A 26,564-nucleotide genomic window follows, 5' to 3' on the forward strand; every position below is an offset into this window, starting at 1 on the left:
CATTCCGGATTATAATTCTTTTATTTCAATATTTTTGAACCAGACGTTTTCACCATGATCTTGCAAAGCAATTTTTCCAGTTTTAAATGTTCCAAAATCACTCCAAGCTTTAAATTTACTTCCAGCAACTAGTTTTTTCCAGTTGTCATCCCATAACATAGTTTTTACAACAGTCACTCCATTTAATATTAGAGTAAGTTTCCCTTTGTTGCAAATTACTTCAGCTGTATTCCATTCTCCAACAGCTTTTACAGGTTCAATATCATTTTTAATCAAATCATATAAGTTTCCAGCTCTATGCTTGTCAATTTTTCCATCAGGATGACCCTCGTTATCCAAAACCTGCATTTCTAAACCTGTTTCGTATGTATTCTTGTATTTTGCAGGATCTTCATGGATGAAAAATATAATTCCGCTATTTGATTTAGGAGCTACTTTCCAATCTAACTTTAAATGAAAATTAGAATATTCCTTATTCGTAACAAGATCTCCTCCTTGACCATTTTCAGCAGCTGAAGGATCAAAATGTAGAACCCCTTTATCCACTTTCCATGCAGCACCTGCGTTTGTTTTTCCATAAGAATGCCATCCATTTGTTGTTTTACCATCAAACAGGCGAGTGATTTTTTTTTGGGCTTGAGTATTTTGCATAATGAAGATTAAGCCTAGTGATAATACTATTTTCTTTATCATAATGGGATATTTACAAAGTTAGATTGTTCCAACCTTGACGGTATTCTCTTTTTACAAATTGATTCACATCATCAAAATTGGTGATTCTCATGGCATCATTATCCCAAAGTAATTTTACAGAACGTCCTGGATATTTAGTTTTCCCACCTACTTCTTTTTGCACATCATAGCCTCTTATGGCTAAATTTGCCATCAATAAGGCTTCTGTCAATGGGCCTGCAATTTCAAAAGGAGAACTTAACTCTTTTTTTCCGTGACCCGCAATTGCTGCTTCAATCCATTGTTTATAATGCCCTTCTGAACCGTCAACAACTCTAGAGTATTTTTGAGCGATATTTAAATTTTCATTTTTGGTTAATGGAAGTAATCTCGGATTTCTACCATATGTATCGCACATCATTTTACCTTTAGTCCCAACAAATAAAGTACCATTTCCACCATCTCCAAAAATTTCATTTGGTTCTAATTCTAATGGTCTTTCAGGTTGAATACCTCCATCCATCCAATGCAAAGTAACGTCTCCATTGGTTTTATTGGTTTTAGGAAATGTTAATGTAACATGACTTGATGGTGGACAACTTTCAGGGAAATACCCTCTTTTAAACTCATCTACATATACTGATCCAACACTACATTGAACATCTTTGGCGTATTTTAAATTTAAAACACTAAATGGAGCTTCAATTAAATGACAACCCATATCACCCAAAGCACCCGTTCCATAATCCCACCATCCTCTCCAGTTGAAAGGAACCAGTTTATCTACATAATTTTTTTGAGGAGCAGTACCCAACCATAAATCCCAATCTAATTCTTTTGGAATCTCAGTTTTACTAGTAGGCCAGGGGATACCTTGAGGCCAAACAGGACGGTCAGTCCAAGCATAAACAGTATGGACGTCTCCAATCAAATCTGCGTCATACCACTCTTTCATTATACGAGTACCATCATTTGAAGCACCTTGATTTCCCATTTGAGTAACTACATTGTATTTCGCTGCAGCTTGAGTTAGAATTCTAGCTTCATAGATATCATGAGTTAACGGTTTTTGAACATAGACATGCTTTCCTAACTGCATTGCTGCAAGGGTTTGAATAGCATGGTTATGATCTGGTGTTGCTACTGAAACAGCATCAAAATTTTTGTGTTCTTTATCAAACATTTCTCTCCAGTCTTTATAATATTTGGCTTTTGGAAACGCATTAACCGTTTTTGCTGCCCTTCTATCATCAACATCACAAAGAAAAGAAATTGAAGCTTTACCACTTTTATCGAACATGGCAATATCTGACTGTCCTTTACCGCCTACACCAATACTCGCAATTAATAAGCGATCACTAGGAGCAACAAATCCTCTTCCTAAAACATGTCTAGGAACAATCATAAATGCCGCTGCGGCTAAAGCACTGGTTTTTATAAAATCACGTCGATTATTTATGATTTTACTTTCTTCAATTTTTTTAACTTTTTCTTTTTTCATGCTGATCGAAAGATTTTAATTATTGATTGAATAAATGAGAAATTTAAAGCCCTAATATTTTTCTGTTAAATTCTTGACTACTATTTACCGAAGCAAAATCATCAAAGGCCTTATCAGTGACCTTAATTATATTATTCTTTATAAACTCAGCACCTTCACGAGCACCATCTTCTTGATTTTTTATACAGCATTCCCATTCCATTACAGCCCAACCTTTAAAATCATATTGAGAAAGTTTGCTGAAAATAGTTTTAAAATCAACTTGGCCATCTCCCGGAGAACGATAACGCCCCGCACGGTTGGCCCAACTTTGATATCCACCAAATGTTCCTTGCTTCCCAGTTGGATTAAATTCGGCATCTTTTACATGAAATGCTTTTATTCTTTCATGATAAAAATCAATGTATTGGATATAGTCTAATTGTTGTAGTACAAAATGAGAAGGATCATATAAAATACATGCACTTGAATGGTTGTTGACCGCCTTCAAGAACATTTCGTAGGTTTCTCCATCAAATAAATCTTCACCAGGATGAATCTCATAACAAAGATCCACACCATTTTGATCAAATTCATTTAAAATAGGCAACCAACGTTTTGCTAATTCAGCAAATCCTTCTTCAACTAAACCTGCTGGTCTTTGTGGCCAAGGGTGAAAATATTGCCAAAGCAAAGAACCACTAAAAGTGGCATGTGCATTTAAACCTAAATTTTGAGATGCTTTTGCAGCATATTTTAATTGCTGCACTGCCCATTCTTGTCTTGCTTTTGGTTTTCCATGCACATTTGCTGGAGCAAATGCATCAAATAAATCATCATAAGCAGGGTGAACAGCAACAAGTTGCCCTTGTAAATGTGTAGATAATTCGGTTATTTCTAAACCGTAGGAAGCAATTTTTCCTTTTAATTCATCTGCATATGTTTTGCTTTCAGCAGCTTTTTGTAAATCAATAAACCGAGTATCTAACGTAGGCATTTGGATGCCTTTAAAACCTAAATCTGCAGCCCATTTACAAATTCCGTCTAAAGAATTAAAAGGGGCTTCATCACTAATAAACTGTGCTAAAAATACTGCTGGACCTTGTATTGTTGTCATTTTTTATTCTTTTTGTCTACTTAGATTTTATAATATGTAAGGCGACCATTTTTTATCTGAATTAGCAGATGCTACTACACTATCAATAAATGCCATTCCTCGCAATCCATCTTCAATAGAAGGAAAATCTAACATTTCTGGGGTAGGTTCTATACCGTCTAATTTGCAGCCTAATGTTAAGGCAAAATTGCGATAGATATTGGCAAATGCTTCCAAATATCCTTCTGGATGTCCGCCTGGAGTTCGGCAGTTATGAGTCGCAAATGATGATAGATGACCATAATTAGAACCCGCTCTCAAAATTTGAGTAGGTTCATCAAGCCATTTTACAATCAAAGTATTGGGATCATGTTGCAACCATTCGATTCCGCCTTTTTCACCATAGACTCTAATTTTTAAAGCATTTTCTTCACCAGCAGCTACTTGAGAAGCCATTAAAACTCCTTTAGCTCCATTATCAAATTTCAACATTACAGCTCCGTCATCATCCATTACACGTCCTTCGACAAGTGTATTTAATTCAGCGCAGATGTCTGTAATCTTTGAACCAGTAATGTATTCAGCTAGATGTGCAGCATGAGTTCCAATGTCTCCCATTACAGAACTTTTTCCTGCTTTTTTTGGATCTGTTCGCCAAGCAGCTTGTGCATTTCCTTCTCTTTCAGATAATTTACTTAACCATCCTTGAGGGTATTCTACCCAAACTTTTCTAATTTTTCCTAGTTTGCCTTCTTTAAGCATTGCCTTAGCTTGCTTTACCATTGGATACCCTGAGTAGGTATGTGTCAAGCACAAAATTAATCCAGTTTCTTCCAGTTTTTGTTCCAATAGCTTTGCTTCTTCCAAAGAAAAAGTAATTGGTTTTTCGATTACAACATTAAAACCATAATCTAGTGCCATCATTGCAGGAGCAAAATGAGCAAAATTAGGAGTAACAATAGTAACAAAATCCATGCGCTCACCAACTGGTAAGTTGGCTTCCGCTTTGATCATTTCTTCATAAGAAGTATAGGTTCTGGATTCGGGAAGGAATAACGCTTTACCAGAAGCAATTGCTGTTTCGGGTGTTATGCTTAATGCTCCACAACTTAATTCAATAAGACCGTCCATATTGGCTGCTAAGCGGTGTATTGCGCCTATAAAAGCATCTTGGCCACCGCCGATCATACCCATTTTTAATTTTCTATTCATCATTTATAATCCTAAATGTTTCCTTTATTTAATTCTTTAACTGCATAATCACAAGCACGTGCTGTTAATGCCATGAATGTTAATGATGGATTTTGACATGCAATAGAAGGCATACAAGAACCATCTGTTACAAATACATTACTTACTTCATGCATTTGATTCCATTTGTTTAAAACGGATGTTTTAGGGTCATTACCCATTCTCGCAGTTCCCATTTCATGTATTGCCATTCCAGGGTAACAATCGTTATCATAAGTTTGAACATTTTTAATTCCTGAAGCTTCAAGCATTTCTGCAGCATCATTCATCATGTCAATTCTCATTTTTTTCTCGTTCTCTTTGTATTCACAATCAATAGCTAAAACAGGTTGGCCCCATTTGTCTTTTTTATCATGATTGATATATACTTTGTTTTCGTAGTAAGGTAACATTTCTCCAAAACCACCTAATCCCATATTCCATGTGTTCGCAGGAAGACTTAATTTGTCTTTAAAATCACCACCAAATGATAATTCAGCAACCTCTTCATGCCAAGGGTTTCTACTAGCACCACCTTGATAACCAAAACCTCTTAAATAATCTCTTTTATCATTACCTACATTTTGATATCTAGGTACATAAACACCATTGGCTCTACGTCCATAAGTGTATTTATCCTCAAAACCTTCGGCAGTTCCTGAAGCTCCACAACGAAAATGGTGATCCATTAAGTTGTGACCTAATTGTCCACTAGCATTTCCTAAACCTTCTGGATGTGCTTCAGAAGTAGAATTTAATAAGATAAAAGTAGAACCTAATGTAGAACCGTTTACAAAAACAATTTTAGCATAAAACTCCATTGTCTCATTAGTTTCTGCATCAATAACCATTACTCCTTTTGCTTTTTTAGTGTCTTTATCATAAATAATATGATTTACAATAGAGTAAGGTCTAACCGTTAATCTGTTAGTAGCCATCGCTGCAGGTAGAGTAGAGGACTGTGTGCTAAAGTAAGCACCAAAAGGACATCCACGACTACATAAATTTCTATATTGACAGCTTCCACGTCCATTATGAGGAACAGTTAAATTAGCAGTACGTCCAATAGTTAAGATTCTAGTTCTATTGTAATGTTTTTCCATTCTTTCTTTAACAGACTTCTCCACACAATTTAAATCCATTGGAGGTAAAAAATGCCCATCAGGTAGTAAAGGCCAATTTTCATTTTGACCACTTATCCCTGCAAATTTCTCTGCATAATCGTACCATGGAGAAATATCTTTATAACGAATAGGCCAGTCATTACCATGACCGTCTTTCGCATTATCTTCAAAATTGTGATCACTAAAACGGTAGCTTTGACGTCCCCACATTAAAGATTTTCCACCAACGTGAAACCCTCTATACCAATCAAATCTTTTGTCTTCAGTATATGGGCATTCTAAATCATTAACCCACCATTTTTCATTCGCTTCCTGGTATGGATAATCTCTAATTTGTACTGGATGTGTTCTTTTTTCTTCTTCTGTATGTTTTCCCGCATGCTTAAACTCCCATGGGTTTTTCATTGCAGAATCGTAATCTTTGATGTGTTCGATGTTCATTCCGCGTTCTAACATCAAAACTCTTAATCCTTTTTCGGTTAGTTCTTTTGCAGCCCAACCACCGCTTATACCTGAACCTACAACAATTGCGTCATAAGTATTCTCTTCTTTTAAATTTGTATTTATATTCATTCCAGCGCTATTAAATTTGATTAATGTGAAGATTATTTTTTTAAAAAGTACTATTTTGTATCCTCCATATAATGGATACGAAATTTATTTTTGAAAGGTTTACTATGTTGCCCAAGCTTTTTGCCCAGGTTTGTATTCAGCACTTCCATCATATCTTCCAGGAACAGCCAAATATTCACGTGCTTGAGTACACCCAATTTCTGATGAAAAATATCCTAAAATGGTTAAATCTCTAGCGATAATAAAAAAGCTTGGTTTATTAATATCAACTAATGACTCTTTTCTTGTTTCTTCAACAATTTTAGTCCGGTCTTCTATTGATAGCGATTTAAAGTCTTTATTAAATTGACTCATGCATTTATCTTGCATTTCTTTCATACCTGTTGCAAAAGTTTGTTGCAAATCGGCTGGATAACAATCATTAATCATCATAGGAATAAACGCACCCAAACCTGCTGCTTTCGCTCCAGGCGAAGCTTTAGTTGTTGGTATCAATAAGTCAGCGAATTCAGATAGAAAATCTTCATCTGTTGCTGAAAAAGAGAATTTTTTGTCGTCATTTTCAGGAATAACAAAATCCTTAATTAAAATCCCCACTGTTGTAGCAGAGATGACACCTCCAAGTACAAGTGCCAAGTTTTTTATTGCTTTACGTCTATCCATTTGCTGATTTTTTAATAGTAATTAGTATTGTTGATTATCATGAGTTTATCAAAGCTATACAATAATAAAGAAAAAAAAAGAAGCATCATTTTTTTTATGTTAAAATATTAAAGAATTAAAGTATTTTCAAAATAATTGTTTAAACACTAAAAAATAACTATTAAATAGCAAATGAAATTGATTTATGTAGCAGTAAATGCATTATTATTGAACAAATGACATCTTCGAAAACGATATAATATGCAATTTATGGCTGTTTTTGACTGTTTTTTAAATCGAAAAAGGTCTGTTTTTGGATTTTCATGGATTTCATTGCGTTAAAATGACATTTAAACTAAATTATTAAGCAGTAAAATCTTCCTGTTTTTTTACTAATAGGAATATACGGAAAAATAGGGTTAATTTAGTTAGATAAAAAAGATTTTTTTTGGAAAAAACAACAACAAAATAATAGATAATTAAACAGATTGTAGTAGCTAAAGGTTAACATTATTCCTTTTCAAATAGTCCAATAGTACCACCAACCCAATTCTTATCTTTATTGAATTTTACGCCAATCATTTCTCCACGACTTAATCGAACCAAATTGCAAAGTAGAGTAGGTGCAACATCATTTTTTTTCCAAGTGCAAAGAACACGGACTTCTGCCTTTACTTTTCCCTCTGGTGATTGAACTATGGGCATGTAATTTACTTTTTTCTGAAGTATATAAAGTTCTTTTTCGACCACAGCTTCAATATCTTCTTTTTTCACATGAAAAATCACTCCAGATCCAGAAAAAGAGAATAATGGTTTTAAAACATAATTTTCTAAATCCTCTGGTATTTCAGTTAATTCACTTAAGAGTGTAGTCTCTATAAAGTATTTCCCTTTTAAGAAAGGCAAGATAAACTTACTTATTCTAAAAAACCAATTGGGATGTCCTGCCCATTCTACATCAAGATCGTCTGAAAAATGGAAATTTAATTTTAAATCAGTGCGCAAATCCAATTCATCAAAAATCACTCGATTGTAAATTCTTCTTACAAGAATCTCATTACCTTCTTTATTTTTATAAAAAAGTTGCTTTCCTTTTTTAATCAGTTCCGTAACGCAAACTATAGGTATACCTAAATCTCTTTTGCAATAATAAAAGTCGATTTTAGTGTTTTGCTTTTCAGGTTCAATTTCAAGCAGAATAACATTTTCTTTAGGGTAATTATTACAAATTACTTCTTCGAGATTTTGCATGTATTCTTCTTCAGTAATTCCAGTAATAAATGGAGTTAGTTCATTTATAAATGGATAATGTTTCTTAAATTTATTAAATAAATTAACTTGATAATTAAACAAAGATGGGAATCCTTGTACTTCTATCAATTTAGGAATAATGATTCCATCTTCTTCACAAATTCCGAAATCAATCGCTAAAAAAGTCGTGTGATTATCTTCATTTGGAACTTTATGATTTAGTTCTAATGATTTATCAGTTAGCTTTTTAAAGTCTTTACTCTGAATTAAAGCTATAACTTCATTCGAGCCTTCGATTAATTGTTTTTTTAAATCTTTAGATATAAAAAAAGGAGTTTCTCCTAATCGAAAAGTAGGTTCGTAATCAAAATCAGAGGCAATATCATCTTTAAATTCCTGATATTTTTTATCTGTAAATTGTTCATTAAATAATTTTCGATACTTTGGAATCATAAGATTTGGGGTGATTAATTAGACATGATTTTTTTTGTTTTTATCAAGTCGTTTATTGCAGTTCGAAGAAAATTTGGAATCAAGGTTTCGTTTGTTCTGTATATTTTATCGTCATCCAGTAGGTCTTCAAGCATATTTCTAAACTTTCTTTTCCCTTTCATATTTCTAATTTTATCCTTCGCTTCTTTATTTCTTAAGTGGGAAACAAAACTAATAGGATCGGCCTCTGGATGGAATTGTGTTCCTACAAAATAATCTGTAAAACGTACTGCCATTATAGCACGTTCATATTGAACATGATCTCTAATTTTTTCTAATGAAATTATCTTTGCTCCATTTTTCTTAAATACACTTAGCTTAGGCTGAACTACTTGATAATCTCTAGAATCAATTGCATAAAAAGGATCGCTTAACCCTTGAAAAAGTGGATCTAAAAGCCCCTCTTTTGTTTTATGAATCGTCATTACGCCAAATGAAGTATCATTCCTTTTTGTTATTTCGGCCAAACCAAAATGTTTACAAGCCATTTGGAAAGAATGACAAATAAATAAAACATGCTTTTTTACTTCATTTTCGGTATTCCACTTGGTTAAAGCATCAATGAATTCATAGTATTTCGTATCCCAAGTTCCATCACCAATTAACGGATTTCCCGGACCACCAGTAGAAATATAAATATCAAACAGGTTTATTTCAGGTATTTCACATTTTCCCCTTACATCAAATATTTTAAAGTCTACAATAGGATTAAATCTACTAATAACATCAATAATACAACGCATGCCTTGATTGGGCTCACCATTATACATGTCTAAAAGTGCTATTGTTATCTTTTTCTTGCTCATTTTTAAATCTTTATAAATAATCCGCAAAGTTAATCTATTATTTTATAATCCTTTTGTGAATTCTCCAGTTATAAAATCAACCACTTTTGTCAAGTCATTTGTTTTTTCGAAAACGGCCAACTGTTTTGCGGCGCCAGTTCCATTTTTTAAAATTTCATGAACATAATTAATGTGATCACGACTTCCTAATTCATCAACTACATCGTCAACAAATTCAAGTAATTCTAAAATTAGCATTCTTGTTTCAACTTCTTTTTGAAGTCCAAAATCAATCATATGTCCTTCAATTCCATAGCGAGCAGCACGAAATTTATTTTCTTTTATTAGCGCTAATCTATAAATATTAAAGCTCATGTTATGTAAGTTTAATTTATACAATTTAGCAACAACAGCTTGAATTACAGATACTATACACATCGTCTCCTCAACTGTTAAACTCATATCACAAATACGAAATTCAATGGTATCATAAAAAGGATGCAAGCGTAAATCCCACCAAATTTTCTTTGGATTATCAATACAATTTGTTTTTACTAAAGTCTCCAAAAAGTTATCATAAGAGGCAACCGAATCAAAATATTCTGGTAAACCGGTTCGTGGAAATTTATCAAAAACTTTTGTTCGAAACGATTTGTACCCTGTTTGTCGACCTTCCCAAAAAGGGGAATTGGTTGATAGCGCAAAAATATGCGGAAGAAAATAGCAAGCTTGATTCATTAATTGCAATCCAATCTCTCTGTTTTCGATACCTACATGACAATGCATTCCAAAGATTAAATTGGATCGAGCAGCATCTTGTAATTCATTTACAATCGTGTGATAACGGGGATCATCTGTAATGGGTTGGTCTTGCCATTTAGAAAAAGGATGGGTTCCAGCACCACCAACAATCAAATTTTGCTTATCAGCTAATTCAACAATTTTAGTTCTTAAAAACTTAATCTCTTTCTCCGCTTCATCAACATTTTTGCAAATATTAGTCCCTACTTCCACAACAGATTGATGCATTTCTGCTTTTACCTGTTCATTTAGTATAATTTTAGCTCCATCAACAATTTTTGATAGATGGGAGCGTAAGTCTCTTGTTTCGGGATCTATAATTTGATATTCTTCTTCAACACCAAGTGTAAAAACAGGTAATTTTTTCATTTCTATTTTTTTAGGAGCATTTTCCAGCTATTCGATACAATCCATCTCGTGAAAAACGAGATGGGATTTTCTCTTCTATCTGGGCTAGGGAATTGGATTTAATGACATACTATTTTATTGCAACAGCTTCTTTCATAAAAGTTCCCCAAGTCAAATTCATTTTTCCTGGCTTTTGTTTTTTTGCGGCAGCAATAGCCATTTTTGCTGATTCTTCTACCACCCATTCAAAATTTTCAGCACCAACTGATGTTAGTTCTGCATCAGGAGCTGGATTACCAAAATCAATTGCATAAGGAATTCCATCACGTACAGCAAATTCAACCGTATTAAAATCATAACCTAATCCTTTACAAAGTCTTAATGTATAATCTTTTATGGTTGCTAGAAGTTTTTTATCTACTGGTGGACCATCAATTACATAACGCAAATGATGCGGATTTCTAGGTTCATATTGCATAATGCGCACTGCTTTGCAGCCTAGGCAATAGACTCTAAAATATTCAGTAAAAACAATTTCTTCTTGAAGCATCATTACGAGTTGCCCTGTTTCCTGATGTTTCTCCCAAAATTCTTCTTTATTTTCTAATCGATACACATTTTTCCAGCCACCACCAGCATACGGTTTCATATAAGCAGGAAATTTTATGTAATCAAAAATAGCTTCCCAGTTCATTGGGTATTTCAAATTTCTAAATGATTTTCCTGTAGTGTCTGTAGGATGTTCTGCCGAAGGAAGGAGTACTGTATTAGGTAAAGGTACACCAAGAGTATCGGCTAATGAATTATTGAAAAATTTATCATCTGCGCTCCACCAGAATGGATTATTAATCACATTTGTTCCAGTTAAAGCAGCGTTTTTTAGATACGCTCTATAAAAAGGAACATCTTGTGAAATTCGGTCTATTATTACTGCGTATTCACCGTCTTTATTTTGAACGACCATATCTATACCAACCGCTTCAGCTATAATATCTTTTTCGTTTTTTGAATTAACTCTGTCAATAAATGCTTGAGGAAAGGTATCTTCCATTCCAAATAAAATTCCGATTTTTTTCATTTTAATATATTTTTTCTTGATTAGTTAATTTAATAGTAGGACTAATAAAATTTTATTCTTGATAAATAATGTGGAAACATTTCTTTCCAAACTGGCCAATCATGCTGTCTATCTGGGCGAACATCCAGCCAATGATGCACATTTCTATCACTAAGTACTTTACTTAATTTTAGATTAGCATCATAACAGATATCCCAATTTGAAGTCCCTAAAACAATATCCATGTTCCATAATTCATAATCTTCTAGACCATATAAGTAATCTAAAGGACTATTGTAAAATACATCGTCATTATGAAATCCGTCCATAAAACTTTTAATGTCAAAAGCGCCACTCATAGAAAATAAATGACTTACATATCCTGGATGTCTAAAAGCAAAATTTGCTGCATGATAACCACCAAAACTGCAACCAGCAACTACCACTTTACCTGATGGAGTGTTGTTTTTTACTTTTTCCACAATTTCATGACAAATCATTTTGTCATACCAAACATGATTTTCTATGCGATGCACTGGGTGAATTTGTTTATTGTAAAAACTGTCTTTATCAATACTGTCTGGACAATAAATTTGAATTAATCCCTGTTCAATAAACCATTTTGCCGATTCGATGAGTCCCATATCTTTGTTCTCATGAAAACTTCCCATAGATGTTGGAAATAAAATCACTGGATAGCCCGAATGACCAAATACTAACATTTCAATCTCTCTATTTAGGTTTGGAGAATACCATTTGAAATATTCCTCTTTCATAACTTTGTTTTAACAATTATAATGAAAAAAAATGTAAAATAGACATAAATAAAGTGTCAAATTTTAATTTTATTATAAAAAACAGAACGAATAATGAAAACAAAGAATCCAATAGCAACAGACTCCTAAAAGCTGTTTTTTTTAAATAATATGTAATTAATAAATCTATAGTGAATTTATTAACTAGAACTATATTGGGTTAGTTTTGCCTTTTAAGGTTGTTCAAATAATTGTATTTGACTCTTTAATCTTTCCACAAGCATTCCCATCATTCTTTTATTAAGACTCGATGAGTTTTTTATGTATATTACATATTCATCAATAGTAAACAACCCAATAACCATCCCTTTTAAGGCATTGCGATACTTGATGTCTTTTTGAATAGCATTTTCTATTTGTGCTAATTTCTTCTCTGTTGACTGGGAGTAGAAATCATTTTTATATTTAGTGATATAATTCTTAAAAGAAGCGATGAATAAATCATTTTGTAATTTCAAAATAGGGCGTAGCACCTGATTTTGAAACACTTCGTCAGAAGAGGAGCTTAAACCCACTGTTCCTATTGTTTCTCCTCGTAATTCCTTTAAAAAAATTGCTCTTTCGTTCATCTTTTTTTCTTTAAAATTAAATAAAAATAAGCATGGAAATGTTACTTTAGCATTATTAAATAAAAAACATGCGATTTCATACCAGAAAATGGGTAAAACCCGAAGACTTAAATCCAAATGGAACATTATTTGGAGGTCAATTATTAGCTTGGATTGATGAAGAATTAGCTTTATACACCATCATACAACTAGAAAACTCAAGAGTAGTTACAAAACATATGTCTGAAATCAATTTTAGAAGTTCAGCAAAACAAGGAGATATTATTGAAATTGGAATTGACGTGGTGAAATTTGGTCATACATCACTTACCTTAAAATGTGAAGCTAGAAATATGATGACTCGGGAGACAATCATTTCAATAGATAGTACTACAATGGTCAATTTAGGCAGTGATGGAAAACCAGCAGCTCACGGAAAAAAAGAGATTGAATTTGTAAAAGATCGTCTTTAATATTCTTTAACGGGAAAAATGATTTAAAATTTCCATGGCTTTATGTATGTCCTTTTGGTCGACAAATATATGGTCATGATAAAATGCAGCAACAACATTACAACTAATGCCATCTTGTGCGAGTGCACTTGAAAAAGAAGCTGTTAATCCTACCGCTTCTAAGGACGAGTGGACCGTCAAGGTAATCCAAGAAGCAATAAATGAATAGTCTAAATTTAATCGATCAGCGAGCTCTTTTTTTATAATTACGGTGGTTCCTTCTTGCTCTTTGAATATTAAAATTATTTCTTCTAGTCTAATTTTTTTAAGATCATCAGTGATACAAAACACATAGTCCCCAATATTATGTTGGGGTTTCATGCTTTTTAGTAATGTTTCTAAATTTTTTTCTCCAGCCATTTTATTTTTTTCTAAAGTAGTGTAATAAACCATATGCTGATACTAACGTCCAAGAACCTTCTAAAATAATAAAAGGCAAATAATGCAATAATAAAGAAGCAAAACAAGCAATCCCTGCACCTACGAAATTCAAAGAAAGATAAATTATGCTTTCTTTTTTTATAGTGTCATTTAGATTTAAAAAGAAAGCGATTAATAGAATTGTTACTCCAATAAATCCAACCCAATCTGTGGTAGTCATAGTATTTTTTTTAGCTAAGCGATTTCCTTTTATCTGTTTCTAAGAGGGAGTATTCAAAATTATCGGACCATCCTGTTTTTAATGGTAAAACTTGTCGTCCACGTCCTTCTCGTATCATTCCTGCTTTTCTTCCTGCTCATGTGCTGAAATTAGAGGAAAGTCGCAACTATTTATTAATCTTATTATCCAAATTAAATTCAGACAATTCTAAATCAAAAAATTTAACTGAAGAGAATATATGATCAAAAATATCCGACATTGCATATTCATAGCTTTCCCATCTTTTATCACTTGAAAAAACATAAATTTCTATAGGCACTCCTTGTGCTGTGGATTGCAATTGACGACACATTAAAAGCATCTCTTGATTCAACGCAGGATGGTTGCGTAAATACTGTGTTATGTATTTTCTAAATAGTCCTAAATTGGTCAAGTTTCTACCATTTATTATAGTTGATTTATCAATTGAATTAGTAGCATTGAAGCTGTCAATATCTCTTTTTTGGGTGTCAATATAATCACTGATAAGTGCAATACTTTTTAAATCATTTAGTTCGTCATCACCTAAAAAACGAATGCTACTTGCTTTTATAAGAATATGCCTCTTAATACGCCTTCCATCTGAATTTAGCATCCCACGCCAGTTCTGGAAAGAGTCAGAACTTAAACTATATGTAGGGATAGTTGTGGTAGTATTATCAAAATTTCGAACTTTTACAGTAGTTAAATTAATTTCAATTACATCTCCATCGGCTCCAAATTTATCCATCGTAATCCAATCTCCTATCCGAATCATATCGTTTATAGATACTTGAACACTAGCAACAAATCCCAAAATAATATCTCGAAAAATCAAAATAATTAAAGCAGAAACAGCTCCCAAAGTGGTAAATAATTCCGAGATTTTAAAATCAAATAATTTTGATATGATTACGGTAATACCAACCATCCAAAGTACAATCATAATAACCTGAATGAAACTATCAATAGGTTTATCGCTGTATCTAGGCTTCAGTTTTAAATAATCTCTTAAAGCATTAAAAATGGTTCGTATAATCCATAAAATCAGAAATACGATATAAATTCCAACTAGTTTTCCAAAAACACTTTCCCAATATTCATATTTATCAAGAATAATTGGAACTGATTTATAGATAAACAATAACGGAATTAAATGCGCTATGTATTTAGCTGTTTTATTAGATACTAATAAATCGTCAAATTGGGTTTTTGTCTTCTGGGCAATAAAAACCATTATAGTAACTAAAACCAACCTGAAAACCACATAGATACTATATGCCAAAAAGCATAATAATGCAATATTAAAAATTAAACTTATGTACGATGCAAATGTATAGTTCATGCCCCATTTTCGAAAAATAGGGTAGAGTAATTGAAATATTTTTTCTATAAATTTATACATTTTCCAAGTATTTCTTTTCTACATAAAAAGTACCAAAAGGAATTAAAGAAGCAATTAATATAATGATAAAAGTTTTTAAATCCCATTTTTGAGACTTTTTTAATAAAATTGCCAATAAAATATAACCAATAAATAGGATTCCATGACTCATTCCTACTGGATATAAAAGCGTATGATACAGTTCAAAATGGTTCGGCTTGATAAAAAGCATATTAGAAAATAAAGTCAAATAGGATATCCCTTCTAGAATGGCTGTAATCTTAAAAATCTTGAACATTTAAATAATTTTAATTTATATCAGGCAAAATTAAGTAATAACATCGATTTACACCCTAATCAATCACAAAGTAATTTACTTTTGTATTCTTAAACTTTGATAATGAGTAAACGTGATTTAAAAAAATACCTAAACGAATTAAATAAAGAACAACTCGAAGAGCAAATTATCGAGTTGTACGAAAAGTTCTCTCCTGTAAAAGTCTATTATAATTTTGTTTTTAACCCCAAAGAAGATACCCTCTTGCAGGAATGTAAACTCAAAATTTCCAATGAATACTTCCCTGTAAAAACTTCTGGAAGGGGTAAGAAGCCAAAAATGAGGCGTTCAGTAGCTCAAAAATACATCAAACACTTTATTATTCTAGGTGTTGATCCCTACGTGATTGCCGATGTAATGCTTTATAATATTGAAATTGCGCAAGCATTTTCAGCAGAACATCTCATAAAACAAGAATTATTCTTTAAAAGTATGCTTAATTCGTATGAACAAGCAGTGGTATTTTTGATTGCTAATGGTATACTAGCCGATTTTATGGGAAGAATTAAAGCTATTCATAATGAAACCGTAGCCCAACGATGGAAAAATCAAGCCGAATTTAACGCAATAGTAGAGCGTTTTGAATACTAATACACCTTATAATTAAACATCCTATTATATTTTAAAGAATATTTGACGAAAAAACTGTTTTTTAGGTGTATTTTTGCAAAAACCCAACAAAAACAATGTTTGAAAATACTATAGAAATAGAAAAAGAAGACAAAAAAGAACTTTATGCATATCAACAAGGCGATATTGACGCTATTTTTGAACGCATAGATAATGCCCCAAAACAACATCACTTGTTATATCAATTGCCTACTGGTGGTGGTAAAACAGTGGTTTTCTCTGAAATTGTACGTCGTTATTTGACCAAACATGAGAAAAAAGTAGTTGTTTTAACGCATCGAATTGAGTTGTGTAAACAAACTTCAAAAATGTTAAAAGGTTTTGGAGTTAAAAACAAAATAATCAATAGTAAAGTAAAAGAACTTCCTGATCAAAATGAGTATTCTTGTTTTGTTGCCATGGTTGAAACTTTAAAAAACCGTATTAATGATGAAAAACTACACCTTGACAATGTAGGTTTAGTAATTATTGATGAGGCCCATTACAACTCTTTCCGTAAATTATTGAGTTCATTCACAAATGCATTTATATTAGGAGTTACCGCAACTCCATTGAGTTCTAATATAAAATTACCCATGCATGAAAGCTACGATGAATTAATCGTAGGAGATACAATCAGTTCGCTAATTGAGAATGGATTTTTGGCGAAAGCCATAACCTACAGCTATGATGTTGGTTTAACATCTTTAAAAGTAGGAATCAATGGAGATTACACCGTAAAATCATCCGATGATTTATATACGAATATGGCCATGCAAGAAAAATTACTGCATGCTTATACGGAGAAATCTTTAGGTAAGAAAACACTAATTTTCAATAATGGAATCAATACCTCTTTATATGTTTATGAAACATTTAGAGAAGCAGGATACCCTATACGCCATCTGGATAACACCAGCAATACCGAAGAACGTAAAGATATTTTACATTGGTTCAAGCATACACCGGACGCTATTTTAACCTCTGTGGGAATTTTGACTACAGGTTTTGATGAGCCTACAGTTGAAACCATAATCTTAAACAGAGCGACTAAATCACTGACGTTATATTATCAAATGATTGGTCGTGGTTCTAGAAAACTGCCTAATAAAGATATGTTTACCGTTATTGATTTAGGGAATAATGCGGCCCGTTTTGGATTGTGGAGTGAACCTGTAAACTGGCAACATATTTTTAAATCACCTGAATTCTATCTTGAAAATCTTCGTGATGATACGGAAATCGAATTGTATTTCAAATATGCAATGCCCCCAGAATTACGTGCTAAATTCAGTAAAACTGCCGAAGTAACTTTTGATGTTGATGAAGAACACAAACTAATTATTTCTCAAAATTTACGTTCTAAAGTCGTTTTGGATAAATCACTCGAGCAACATGCTGGGATGTGTGTCGACAATACAGAGACTTTACAAGAAGCCAAATCATTATCAAGAGAGTTAGATGAAGATATCGATTGCCGTATCAAGCGCTATTCTAAATGTTTAAGTCAGTGTAGTAAAAACTACCGCGAATGGCTTGTTGATGATTATAAGCTAAAAATGACTTTATTAATTGGGAAAAAGTATCGTGAGAAAATCATGAACGAACCTGATGAAGATTAATATAAGGAGCTAATCCTGCTGTACACTTTATCTGTAGTGGCGAACCCCGCCACTACAGGATATCGTTCCCATCAGGGCTAGAAACTAGATTACAAAACAACTATTTTTTATAAAATAACAAATCCAAAAAAATGTCAAAACAATTCTCTGATTTAGGAATTTCGGCACCTATTTTAAAAGCGCTTACCGAATTGAAAATTGTTGAACCAACAGAAATTCAGCTAAAATCAATTCCGTTACTATTATCAAACACTACTGATTTAGTTGGACTAGCAAAAACGGGAACTGGAAAAACGGCCGCTTTTGGATTGCCTATTTTACAATTAATAGATACTGCTTCTCCAGTAGTACAGGCCGTAATACTTGCACCAACACGAGAGCTAGGTCACCAAATTTTTAAAAACTTAGAGGCTTTTGCTCAATTCCTACCCGAAGTTTCTATTGCAGCAACCTGTGGAGGAATTCCAATCAAGCCACAAATAGAACGACTTTCTCAGCCTACACATATTGTTGTGGCTACTCCAGGTCGTTTAATTGATTTGATTCAGCGCAAAGCGGTTAACTTACAGGAAACAAAATTTCTTGTTCTTGATGAAGCCGATGAAATGGTAACCATCTTAAAAGAAAGCCTAGACGAAATTATTGCCGAATTACCTAAAAGTCATAAGACACTTTTATTCTCTGCAACCATGCCAGGTACTATCAAGCAATTGATTCAGAACTATTTAAATAAAAACGTAGTTCAAGTAAGTGCCAATATGGAAACTATTGGTAATCAAGGTATCGATCATGAATACATTGTGGTAGATCCAATTGAAAAACTAGATGTTTTAATGCATTTTCTGAATTCAAAAGAAGGAGAACGCGGAATCATATTTTGCAAGACCAAAGCGGCCGTGAATAAATTAGCTAAAAATTTAGCGATCAATCGCTTTTCATCAGGAGCATTGCACGGAAGTCTATCTCAAGGAATCAGAGACCGAATCATGGAGCAATTTCGTGAAGGACACATTAATATATTAGTAGCAACTGACTTGGCTGCAAGGGGTATCGATGTAAAAGAAGTTTCCTATGTAGTAAATTACCACTTACCAGATGTTTACGAAGCGTATGTTCATCGTTCTGGTAGAACCGCAAGAGCAGGAGCAAAAGGACTTTCTTTAACCGTATTACAACCGGAAGAAGAAAAAGAAATAGATGATTTTGAAAAAGAACTCGGAATAAAATTTACCAAATTTAAAAAACCGAGTACGCTTAGTATCGAAGAAAACAATACGTTGTTATGGGCGAAACAAATTTTTAAAACCAAACCCAATCATGAGGTTGATGCGGAATTAAAGACCAAAATCAAAACGGTGTTTCATCATTTAACTAAGGATGAATTGATTGAGAAATTATTAGCAAATTATTTGTTACAAAACAAAAATCAAATTCAAGAGAAACCTGTTAAAAAACTAAAAAGAACATAAAAATCACATTGTTTTTTTCAGATTTATACCTTCATAAACACCCATAAATTGCTTAATTTTATGGGTGTTTTTTATTATAAATAATATACAAGTATAAATGGAAATTGTAATAATTGGAGGAGGTTTTGCAGGATTGAATCTTGCTAAAGAACTATTGAATCATAAAGATATTAATGTCACATTAGTAGATAAAAATAATTATAATTTTTTTCCGCCGCTAATCTATCAGGTCGCTACCGCTTTTTTGGAACCATCAAGTATCAGTTACCCTTTTAGAAAGTTTTTTGCAGGAAAAAAAAATCTAAAGTTTCGCTTAGGAAATTTACTTAAAGTAGTTCCAGCTGAGAAAAAAATTATTCTCAATAATGGAGAACTAAACTATGATTACCTAGTTTTTGCAACTGGAGCAGAAACGAGTTATTTTGGAATGGAAAATGTCAAAAAAAATGCCATTCCAATGAAAACTTTGAATGATGCCATTGTAATGCGCAATACCTTATTGAAAAATCTAGAGAAAGCGGCCATTTGCAAAGACATGCGTGAGCGTAGAAAATTATTAACTATAGTAGTTGCAGGAGGTGGTCCTACTGGTGTTGAAGTTTCGGGTATGTTTGCTGAGATGCGAAAAAATATTTTATTAAAAGAATATCCTGAATTAAGTACTACAGCCAGTAATATTTATTTAGTTGATGGATCTAATGCTGTATTATCGCCCATGAGTAAAGCCTCACAGGAAGACACACTAGATGCACTTACAAAATTAGGTGTGGTTGTAAAACTTAATACAACTGTTGTAGATTATGTTGACGACACCGTATATTTTGGCAATGGAGAAACAATTCAAACTAAAAATTTAATTTGGGCGGCAGGAGTTTCTGCCAAAGTTTTTGAAGGAATGCCGGCTGAAAGTTATGGTCGTGGAAGAAGAATGGCAACTGATGCTTTTAATAAAGTAAATGCTACAGATGCTATTTATGCCATTGGAGACACCTGCATTCAATTAACCGATATTAATTTTCCCGCTGGTCATCCTCAAGTAGCGCAAGTTGCTATTCAACAGGGATTAAACTTAGCTGCCAATTTCAAATTAATGTTAAACAAAAAGATGCTAATTCCTTTCAAATACAATGATAAGGGCTCGATGGCTATCATTGGAAAGAACAAAGCAGTGGTTGATTTACCCAAGCCAAAAATGCATTTCAAGGGATTCTTTGCTTGGATAATCTGGTTGTTTATCCATCTTATTTCTTTGATAACCTACCGCAATAGAGTAAAGACATTCTTCAACTGGATGATTGCTTATTTTGCAAAAGACCATTCGCTACGTATGATCATTAGACCCGATAAAAAAATTAAAGTAGATAAAAAGGAAATCTAGAATCCCAATTAATGAATTATTGCAATTTCTTCATTAGGAGAAGTTGCAATGGTTTTTTTAATGTTTCTTTTTCCTACCATCAAAATTAAAAAGGCAGCAATAGTTGTTGAAGCCATTATTACGACCATAGGCGTAATTGAATCTTTTACAAAAACACCCACTGCAAAAGAAGCCAAAGCCCCTAACCCCAGTTGGATGGCACCCATTAATGCCGATGCACTTCCAGCATTTCTTGAAAAAGGAGCAAGTGTAAGACCTGCTGTATTTGGGTTAGATATCCCTAAACAGGCTAAGAATAAAAATAACATTGCAATTGTTGTATATAATCCTAAAAGACCATTTATTGCCAAAAGAAGGAATACAACGCTAATTATTGATTGTGTAATCAATGCGCCAAAAATCATTTGCTCACTTGAAAATTTCCTTAATAGCAATGAGTTCAGTTGACTTGCACCTATAAAACTCAATGACATAAATGCAAATATCCAACCGTATGTTTTGGCATCCACATTAAAAATATCCATGAATAAAATAGGAGAAGCAGCTACATAAGTAAACAATCCAGAAAAAGCAATTGCACCAGTAAAAGCATAGGTATAAAACTGAGGCTCTTTTACAATACTTATGAAATTAGTAATAATAGGCTTTGGTTTTAATGAGATAGAGGTATCTGGTTCATATGTATTTGGCAAGCCTATCTGTGAGGCCAAAAGAATTAATATTCCCATACACATTAATATAAAAAAGACAGTATGCCAACTATAATACGCTGTAACATAACCTCCAATTGTAGGTGCTAGCATTGGCGATAGCCCAACTACTAACATCAATAAAGAAAAAACTTTAGGTATATCTTTCACAGGAAATAAATCCCGAACCATCGAAACAGAAGCAACTGTAGCAGCACAACTTCCTATCGCTTGAATGAATCGTAAACCAATAAAAGTGTCAATATTAGTTACATAAACACAACCTAATGATGCTAATATGTAAACCAATAATCCAATAAACAATGGTTTTTTTCTCCCAAAACGATCTAATAAAGGACCATAAAGCAATTGCCCTGCTGAAATTCCTATAAAATAACTGGACAAGGTCATGGAAACATTGGCTACTGTAGTATTCAAATCTTTTGCGATACCAGAAAATCCTGGTAGATACATGTCTATAGAAAAGGGTCCCAATGCAGTAAGAGAACCTAAAATTAGAATTAATTTGAAATAACGAGCTTTAGACATAAAAAGAGCTTTAATTTTTTGCAAAGGTAAATAATTATTGCCCTAAAATTGATACGTTTTAAAGTATTAAAATAACTACCAATTTATTTAAATGTTTATTAAATAACTCTCAGTATAAGCTTTTTGATAAATTGCCTCACTAAACATAAATAGATTCGATGGCTTTTTAGATGTACCAACTTGTTTTTCGTCTAATTTAACAATGAATTTTTTTGTAATTAGTTTTCGTCTAAAATTACGATTGTCAATCTCAGTACCTAATATAGATTCGTATGTATCTTGTAACTCTTTAATAGTAAATTTATCTGGAAGCAACTCAAAAATAATGGGTTTGTACATCGATTTCTCTTTCAAATCAGCATAAGCCTCATTAATTATCGTTTTATGATCAAATCCAAGTGCGGGTAAATTATTTATGGGAAACCATTGTACTTTAAGCTTAGTAGTCTCTAAATTAACTTCATGTGTTTGTAATAAAAAATAATAAGCAATAGTTATAGTTCGTTGATTAAAATTTTGATTTTTTGCCCAAATAATATCTCTTTCATTCATTAAACGGTTTGGGTCACCAAAAACTTTAAACTGTTTTTTATAAAGATTGTCAAGCCCCGTTAGCTCCTTTAATACTCTTGATGCAGTTTCATCTATAGTTTCATTTTCAAGTGTATGATATCCAGTTAGAACATAATCATTTACAAGTGGTTCTTTACTGACTTCCGATTTTAAAAAACGTTCAATCAATAATACGTTTAAGGATTTAGTATTAAAGTCAAAGCCAAAAATGACACAGTCAACTGATATATTGGGAATTATTTGGGGTTGCATAAGTAGAAAAATAAAAATGGTTTGTACGTTTTTTAATAAAATTAAAATACTTCAAAAAACAAATTTAAGGATTTTATTATGAATATAGATAGGAATGGATAAGTCTATCTATATTTATACAAACGTCATTAGTACGTTATATCTATAATTTGAAATTTAGATATATTTATATGCGATATATACATATAAAACCTAATTAATTTAAATAATAGCAAAATATAAGTATTTTTTTTTAGCATATATAATAATTTAAATATACTTTTGAAAAATAATAGTCATTTTGACGTTTAATACAAATGTTAAAACTATTTCGATTTAGTATTGCTAATAAATAAAAACTAATTGTAGCCGAAAAACTGAAGCGAACACAAAAAAATAAACAAATATTCAAGCCCTAAGTCATGAAAAAAACCGTTGCTACATTTTTATTATCCTTTTCTGCTATGTTATCGTATTCACAAGTTGTAATAACAAATTCCAACTTTTCTATGGGAACTACAGGTCGAATTGGTGTTGGGCTTTCGCCAAATGGGGAAGGGAACCAATGGAGACCATTAAATCTTTCGGGCCAAGGCTCTTTGGGCGGTCGAATGGAGCAAACTGACTATATCGATATTTTACCTGCATTTCACTTTACACCTAAACTAGTAGGGAAAGAAAGTACCAATGTTACTTTTCAAATGCGTTTAGGAATGTACTCTAATAATGGACAATTTATTGGAAATACAAGCACTCAAACTAAAAACGGACTAACTTTCATTCTTCCTGAGGCTTATGTAGAAGCAACTAATATTATGGGAAGTAAATGGTCTGCTTGGGCAGGATCCCGTTTTCGTCGTTATGATGATATACACATCAGTGATTATTTTTATTTTGATGATCATTCTTCACAAGGTTTTGGTGTAAGCCATAAAACCACAGAACTGACTATGTTAATGCCTGCTTCTTCGAATACAGGTTCTATTTATCCTTATAACTATGAAGTTACTGTCGCGGGTGCTACAAATGCAGCTATTCGTCAAAGAATGGTTTGGATTGGGGAACACAGTTTTAAATTTAAAAACGACAATACCATAAAGCTTTTGGGTGAATTTCACTATGCATCAGCTAGTTCTAATGAAGCCAGTATTAAATATGCGTCGGATAACGGTTTTGTAGCTGGAATTAAATACAACAGTCCGTTTAAAACCGTTATGCCTGGTTCTTTCAATCAAATATCGGCACGTTATGGTACCGGGATTGCGAATGGTGGTGATAACGGAAACACTTTTACTTGGGCTACTTATGGAGCTCCAGATGCGGCAGGGAAATACAATGGTGCATATTCATTTACGATGGTGGAACACTTTTTATTAAATATTTCTAAAAAATTTAGCATCAATGGGTATGGTGTTTTCACAAGAAGTAAAGGTGGGTCTAGTAGTACTGATAAAGACACCTATTTCGATGGGACACAATTGTACAATCAAAAAACCGACTTGGTAGTTGGAATGCGTAATTTTTATTATGTGACCGATTGGTTTCACATTCTTCAAGAATTACATTATGCTGTTAGAAAAGACGGAGATAATCCAGAAGCAAGCATGTGGAAATTTTCTCTCGCACCTACAATTGTGCCTTTAGGACAGCGGGATCCATGGAGTCGTCCGCACATTCGTTTGGTTTATACAGTGGCCAGATACAATGATTTTGCAAGAGACCATAATTACTCCTCTTTTTTACTGGTAAATCAAAAACGATGGGGTTCTTATTTAGGGGTAAAAACAGAGTGGTGGTTGTTTTAATTCAATAGAAAAATAATTTAAAATAGATACATATGCCAATTTTTGGAACTAGTATTTTATCATTCATTCCCGGATGGACTGCTGAAGGAGGAACATTTGCCATACAAAAAACAGCAGAATATGGCTTTGACATGCTTGAAATTTCTTTGCCATCATCATTAGATTTTGATGCCATAGCAACTAAGAAGCAACTGGATGAACATGGAATTCAAGGACGTTTGTCTCTGAATCTGCCCAAAGCTTCCCATATTCCATTATACCCAGAAAATGCTTTGGCTTTGATTACAAAAGCATTGGATAAAGTAGGGGAGCTGGAAGGTGATTTTTTAGGTGGTGTCTTACATTCGGCCATTGGGACCTTTACAGGAAAACAATGTACAGTTGATGAAAAAGTCATTATTCGTCAAGTTTTTACTGAATTGGCAGTTTACGCCAAGAAGCAAAATATAACGTTAGCGATTGAACCGATTAATCGTTACGAAAGCTATGTCTTTACTGCGGCTCATGAAGTGTTGCAAATGATTGAAGAAATCAATACTACTAATATTGGTTTGCATTTGGACACTTTTCATATGAACATAGAAGAAATGAATTTTTACGATCCTATTATTGTTGCAGGTGACCGCTTGAAACACGTTCATATTACCGAAAGCGATCGTGGAATGACAGGAGAAGGAAATGTACATTGGGATGATTTTTTTAAGGCATTAGCCAAAATCAATTACCAAGGACCATTAGTTCTAGAAAATTTCTCATCAGAAATCACTGCTTTAGTAGGACCTACTTCTTTGTGGAGGCCTTCAAAATACAATTCAGAAGATCTTGCCAAAGGCAGTCTGCTATTTATGAAAGAAAAAGTAGCCCTCTGGTACAATGAAAATCAATTAATTCAATAAAAAATAAAAATAAATAAAAAATAAATAAAATGGAAAAAAGGCTAAAAGGAGTTTGTTTTGGTGAAGTACTTTTTGATGTTTTTTTGGAACACAAAAAAATTGGGGGAGCCCCATTAAATGTTGCTTCAAGATTAAACTCACTAGGTGGAGAAATCGCTATGATAAGTGCCGTTGGGAATGATGCCAATGGAATAATAGTAGTGGATTATTTGAATGGAGTAGGAGTAAATACTGAAAGCGTTCAAGTAAAAGAAAATTATGCTACGGGAGTGGTAAATGTAATTTTGAACGAAAAAGGAAATGCATCTTATGATATTAATTATCCTGCTGCTTGGGATAAAATCGAAGTTTCAACTACAAGTACACAACTGGTTGAAGGTGCTGATTTTTTTGTCTATGGAAGTTTATCTTCAAGAGATTCTGTATCCAATAATACTTTAAAAGAATTATTAAAAGTAGCCAAATATAGCGTTTTTGATGTCAATTTAAGGGTGCCACATTATACTAAATCGAATGTTTTAGAATTATTGCAAGTAGCTGATTTTATTAAGTTTAACGATGATGAGTTAAATGAAATTTGTCAAGACTTACAATCAGATAAAAAATCATTAGAGCAAAACATCTTATTCATTGCGAAGAAAACCAATACGAAAACCATTTGTGTGACTTTAGGATCACACGGAGCCGTTTTGTATTGCAACAATAAATTTTATCACAACTGTGGTTTCAAGGTGAATGTAGTAGATACGGTAGGTTCAGGAGATTCATTCTTAGCCGCTTTAATTATTAAATTATTGAATGGTGAAGATCCACAACACGCTATTAATTTTGCTAGTGCCATTGGAGCCATCGTTGCTCAAAATGAAGGAGCAAACCCTGTAATTTCTCCAACAGAAATTGATGTTTTCTTGTCTGGATTTGAGCAAGTAAACCGTTTTGCTAAAACATCAACTACCAATTAACTATATAAACCGACC

At 32.9% G+C, this 26,564-nt stretch carries 26 protein-coding genes; 8 read left to right on the forward strand and 18 right to left on the reverse strand.

The window, feature by feature from the left end:
• Positions 1 to 9: 9 nt before the first annotated feature.
• From AB3G34_RS06060 to AB3G34_RS06115, 12 genes are all read right to left on the reverse strand, one after another.
• The gene (locus AB3G34_RS06060; RefSeq protein ID WP_369753794.1) at positions 10 to 693 is read right to left on the reverse strand and encodes a DUF1080 domain-containing protein; all 684 of its coding nucleotides are present in this window, start codon (positions 691 to 693) and stop codon (positions 10 to 12) included.
• A 10-nt stretch (positions 694 to 703) separates the two neighbouring features.
• Complete coding sequence (locus tag AB3G34_RS06065) at positions 704 to 2,173, reverse strand: Gfo/Idh/MocA family protein (protein WP_367769855.1); 1,470 nt, start codon at positions 2,171 to 2,173, stop codon at positions 704 to 706.
• A 43-nt stretch (positions 2,174 to 2,216) separates the two neighbouring features.
• Positions 2,217 to 3,269 carry a sugar phosphate isomerase/epimerase family protein gene (locus AB3G34_RS06070; RefSeq protein WP_369753795.1) on the reverse strand — a complete coding sequence of 351 codons (1,053 nt, stop codon included), beginning with the start codon at positions 3,267 to 3,269 and terminating at the stop codon, positions 2,217 to 2,219.
• A gap of 27 nt (positions 3,270 to 3,296) precedes the next feature.
• Positions 3,297 to 4,463 (reverse strand): Gfo/Idh/MocA family protein, encoded by a 1,167-nt coding sequence (locus AB3G34_RS06075; RefSeq protein WP_369753796.1) that lies wholly within the window; start codon positions 4,461 to 4,463, stop codon positions 3,297 to 3,299.
• Between the two features lie 8 nt (positions 4,464 to 4,471).
• The gene (locus tag AB3G34_RS06080; RefSeq protein WP_367753053.1) at positions 4,472 to 6,175 is read right to left on the reverse strand and encodes a GMC oxidoreductase; all 1,704 of its coding nucleotides are present in this window, start codon (positions 6,173 to 6,175) and stop codon (positions 4,472 to 4,474) included.
• Between the two features lie 102 nt (positions 6,176 to 6,277).
• The gene (locus tag AB3G34_RS06085; protein ID WP_367769864.1) at positions 6,278 to 6,838 is read right to left on the reverse strand and encodes a gluconate 2-dehydrogenase subunit 3 family protein; all 561 of its coding nucleotides are present in this window, start codon (positions 6,836 to 6,838) and stop codon (positions 6,278 to 6,280) included.
• 489 nt (positions 6,839 to 7,327) lie between these two features.
• On the reverse strand, positions 7,328 to 8,521 hold the full coding sequence (locus AB3G34_RS06090; RefSeq protein ID WP_367769867.1) for a hypothetical protein: 1,194 nt from the start codon (positions 8,519 to 8,521) through the stop codon (positions 7,328 to 7,330).
• 14 nt (positions 8,522 to 8,535) lie between these two features.
• Complete coding sequence (locus AB3G34_RS06095; protein ID WP_369753797.1) at positions 8,536 to 9,366, reverse strand: type 1 glutamine amidotransferase; 831 nt, start codon at positions 9,364 to 9,366, stop codon at positions 8,536 to 8,538.
• 42 nt (positions 9,367 to 9,408) lie between these two features.
• Positions 9,409 to 10,515 carry a carboxylate-amine ligase gene (locus AB3G34_RS06100; RefSeq protein WP_367753061.1) on the reverse strand — a complete coding sequence of 369 codons (1,107 nt, stop codon included), beginning with the start codon at positions 10,513 to 10,515 and terminating at the stop codon, positions 9,409 to 9,411.
• Positions 10,516 to 10,624: 109 nt separating this feature from the next.
• Positions 10,625 to 11,572 carry a RimK family alpha-L-glutamate ligase gene (locus AB3G34_RS06105; RefSeq protein ID WP_367753063.1) on the reverse strand — a complete coding sequence of 316 codons (948 nt, stop codon included), beginning with the start codon at positions 11,570 to 11,572 and terminating at the stop codon, positions 10,625 to 10,627.
• Positions 11,573 to 11,613: 41 nt separating this feature from the next.
• Complete coding sequence (locus tag AB3G34_RS06110; protein WP_367769872.1) at positions 11,614 to 12,327, reverse strand: esterase family protein; 714 nt, start codon at positions 12,325 to 12,327, stop codon at positions 11,614 to 11,616.
• Positions 12,328 to 12,539: 212 nt separating this feature from the next.
• Positions 12,540 to 12,935, reverse strand: a complete 396-nt coding sequence (locus AB3G34_RS06115) for a glyoxalase (protein WP_367769874.1) — start codon at positions 12,933 to 12,935, stop codon at positions 12,540 to 12,542.
• Positions 12,936 to 13,003: 68 nt separating this feature from the next.
• On the opposite strand from AB3G34_RS06115, the gene AB3G34_RS06120 reads away from it, so the two are divergent.
• The gene (locus tag AB3G34_RS06120; protein WP_367769876.1) at positions 13,004 to 13,387 is read left to right on the forward strand and encodes an acyl-CoA thioesterase; all 384 of its coding nucleotides are present in this window, start codon (positions 13,004 to 13,006) and stop codon (positions 13,385 to 13,387) included.
• Positions 13,388 to 13,393: 6 nt separating this feature from the next.
• Here AB3G34_RS06120 and AB3G34_RS06125 read toward each other — a convergent pair whose 3' ends face one another.
• The 4 genes from AB3G34_RS06125 to AB3G34_RS06140 form a co-directional block, all read right to left on the reverse strand.
• Positions 13,394 to 13,786: an ACT domain-containing protein gene (locus AB3G34_RS06125; protein ID WP_369753799.1), complete on the reverse strand. Its 393-nt coding sequence runs from the start codon at positions 13,784 to 13,786 to the stop codon at positions 13,394 to 13,396.
• 1 nt (position 13,787) lies between these two features.
• Positions 13,788 to 14,027 (reverse strand): hypothetical protein, encoded by a 240-nt coding sequence (locus AB3G34_RS06130; protein WP_367769882.1) that lies wholly within the window; start codon positions 14,025 to 14,027, stop codon positions 13,788 to 13,790.
• A gap of 166 nt (positions 14,028 to 14,193) precedes the next feature.
• Positions 14,194 to 15,450, reverse strand: coding sequence for a mechanosensitive ion channel family protein (locus AB3G34_RS06135; RefSeq protein ID WP_369753800.1), 1,257 nt, complete (start codon positions 15,448 to 15,450; stop codon positions 14,194 to 14,196).
• Positions 15,443 to 15,727: a DUF3817 domain-containing protein gene (locus tag AB3G34_RS06140; protein ID WP_367769887.1), complete on the reverse strand. Its 285-nt coding sequence runs from the start codon at positions 15,725 to 15,727 to the stop codon at positions 15,443 to 15,445. The genes AB3G34_RS06135 and AB3G34_RS06140 overlap by 8 nt, the downstream gene beginning before the upstream one ends.
• A gap of 102 nt (positions 15,728 to 15,829) precedes the next feature.
• On the opposite strand from AB3G34_RS06140, the gene AB3G34_RS06145 reads away from it, so the two are divergent.
• The 4 genes from AB3G34_RS06145 to AB3G34_RS06160 all read left to right on the forward strand — a co-directional run bounded on the left by AB3G34_RS06145 (position 15,830) and on the right by AB3G34_RS06160 (position 20,844).
• Positions 15,830 to 16,357, forward strand: a complete 528-nt coding sequence (locus AB3G34_RS06145; protein WP_367769890.1) for a DUF6155 family protein — start codon at positions 15,830 to 15,832, stop codon at positions 16,355 to 16,357.
• 95 nt (positions 16,358 to 16,452) lie between these two features.
• Complete coding sequence (locus AB3G34_RS06150) at positions 16,453 to 17,997, forward strand: DEAD/DEAH box helicase (protein WP_367769893.1); 1,545 nt, start codon at positions 16,453 to 16,455, stop codon at positions 17,995 to 17,997.
• A 131-nt stretch (positions 17,998 to 18,128) separates the two neighbouring features.
• Positions 18,129 to 19,466, forward strand: a complete 1,338-nt coding sequence (locus AB3G34_RS06155; RefSeq protein WP_369753801.1) for a DEAD/DEAH box helicase — start codon at positions 18,129 to 18,131, stop codon at positions 19,464 to 19,466.
• A gap of 97 nt (positions 19,467 to 19,563) precedes the next feature.
• Complete coding sequence (locus AB3G34_RS06160) at positions 19,564 to 20,844, forward strand: NAD(P)/FAD-dependent oxidoreductase (RefSeq protein ID WP_367769897.1); 1,281 nt, start codon at positions 19,564 to 19,566, stop codon at positions 20,842 to 20,844.
• Between the two features lie 8 nt (positions 20,845 to 20,852).
• Here the strand turns inward: AB3G34_RS06160 and AB3G34_RS06165 are convergent, their stop codons facing one another.
• On the reverse strand, positions 20,853 to 22,082 hold the full coding sequence (locus tag AB3G34_RS06165; RefSeq protein WP_369753802.1) for a multidrug effflux MFS transporter: 1,230 nt from the start codon (positions 22,080 to 22,082) through the stop codon (positions 20,853 to 20,855).
• A gap of 87 nt (positions 22,083 to 22,169) precedes the next feature.
• A complete protein-coding gene (locus AB3G34_RS06170; protein WP_367769902.1) occupies positions 22,170 to 22,907 on the reverse strand; it encodes an NUDIX hydrolase in 738 nt (245 codons plus the stop codon).
• Positions 22,908 to 23,308: 401 nt separating this feature from the next.
• On the opposite strand from AB3G34_RS06170, the gene AB3G34_RS06175 reads away from it, so the two are divergent.
• The 3 genes from AB3G34_RS06175 to AB3G34_RS06185 are packed head-to-tail and all read left to right on the forward strand — an operon-like array spanning position 23,309 to position 26,549.
• Positions 23,309 to 24,691, forward strand: a complete 1,383-nt coding sequence (locus AB3G34_RS06175) for a carbohydrate porin (protein ID WP_369753803.1) — start codon at positions 23,309 to 23,311, stop codon at positions 24,689 to 24,691.
• 32 nt (positions 24,692 to 24,723) lie between these two features.
• Positions 24,724 to 25,587: a sugar phosphate isomerase/epimerase family protein gene (locus tag AB3G34_RS06180; RefSeq protein WP_367769908.1), complete on the forward strand. Its 864-nt coding sequence runs from the start codon at positions 24,724 to 24,726 to the stop codon at positions 25,585 to 25,587.
• Between the two features lie 29 nt (positions 25,588 to 25,616).
• The gene (locus AB3G34_RS06185) at positions 25,617 to 26,549 is read left to right on the forward strand and encodes a carbohydrate kinase family protein (protein WP_367769910.1); all 933 of its coding nucleotides are present in this window, start codon (positions 25,617 to 25,619) and stop codon (positions 26,547 to 26,549) included.
• Positions 26,550 to 26,564 lie beyond the last annotated feature (15 nt).

The organism is Flavobacterium sp. WC2409 (assembly GCF_041200085.1).
Lineage (GTDB): Bacteria > Bacteroidota > Bacteroidia > Flavobacteriales > Flavobacteriaceae > Flavobacterium.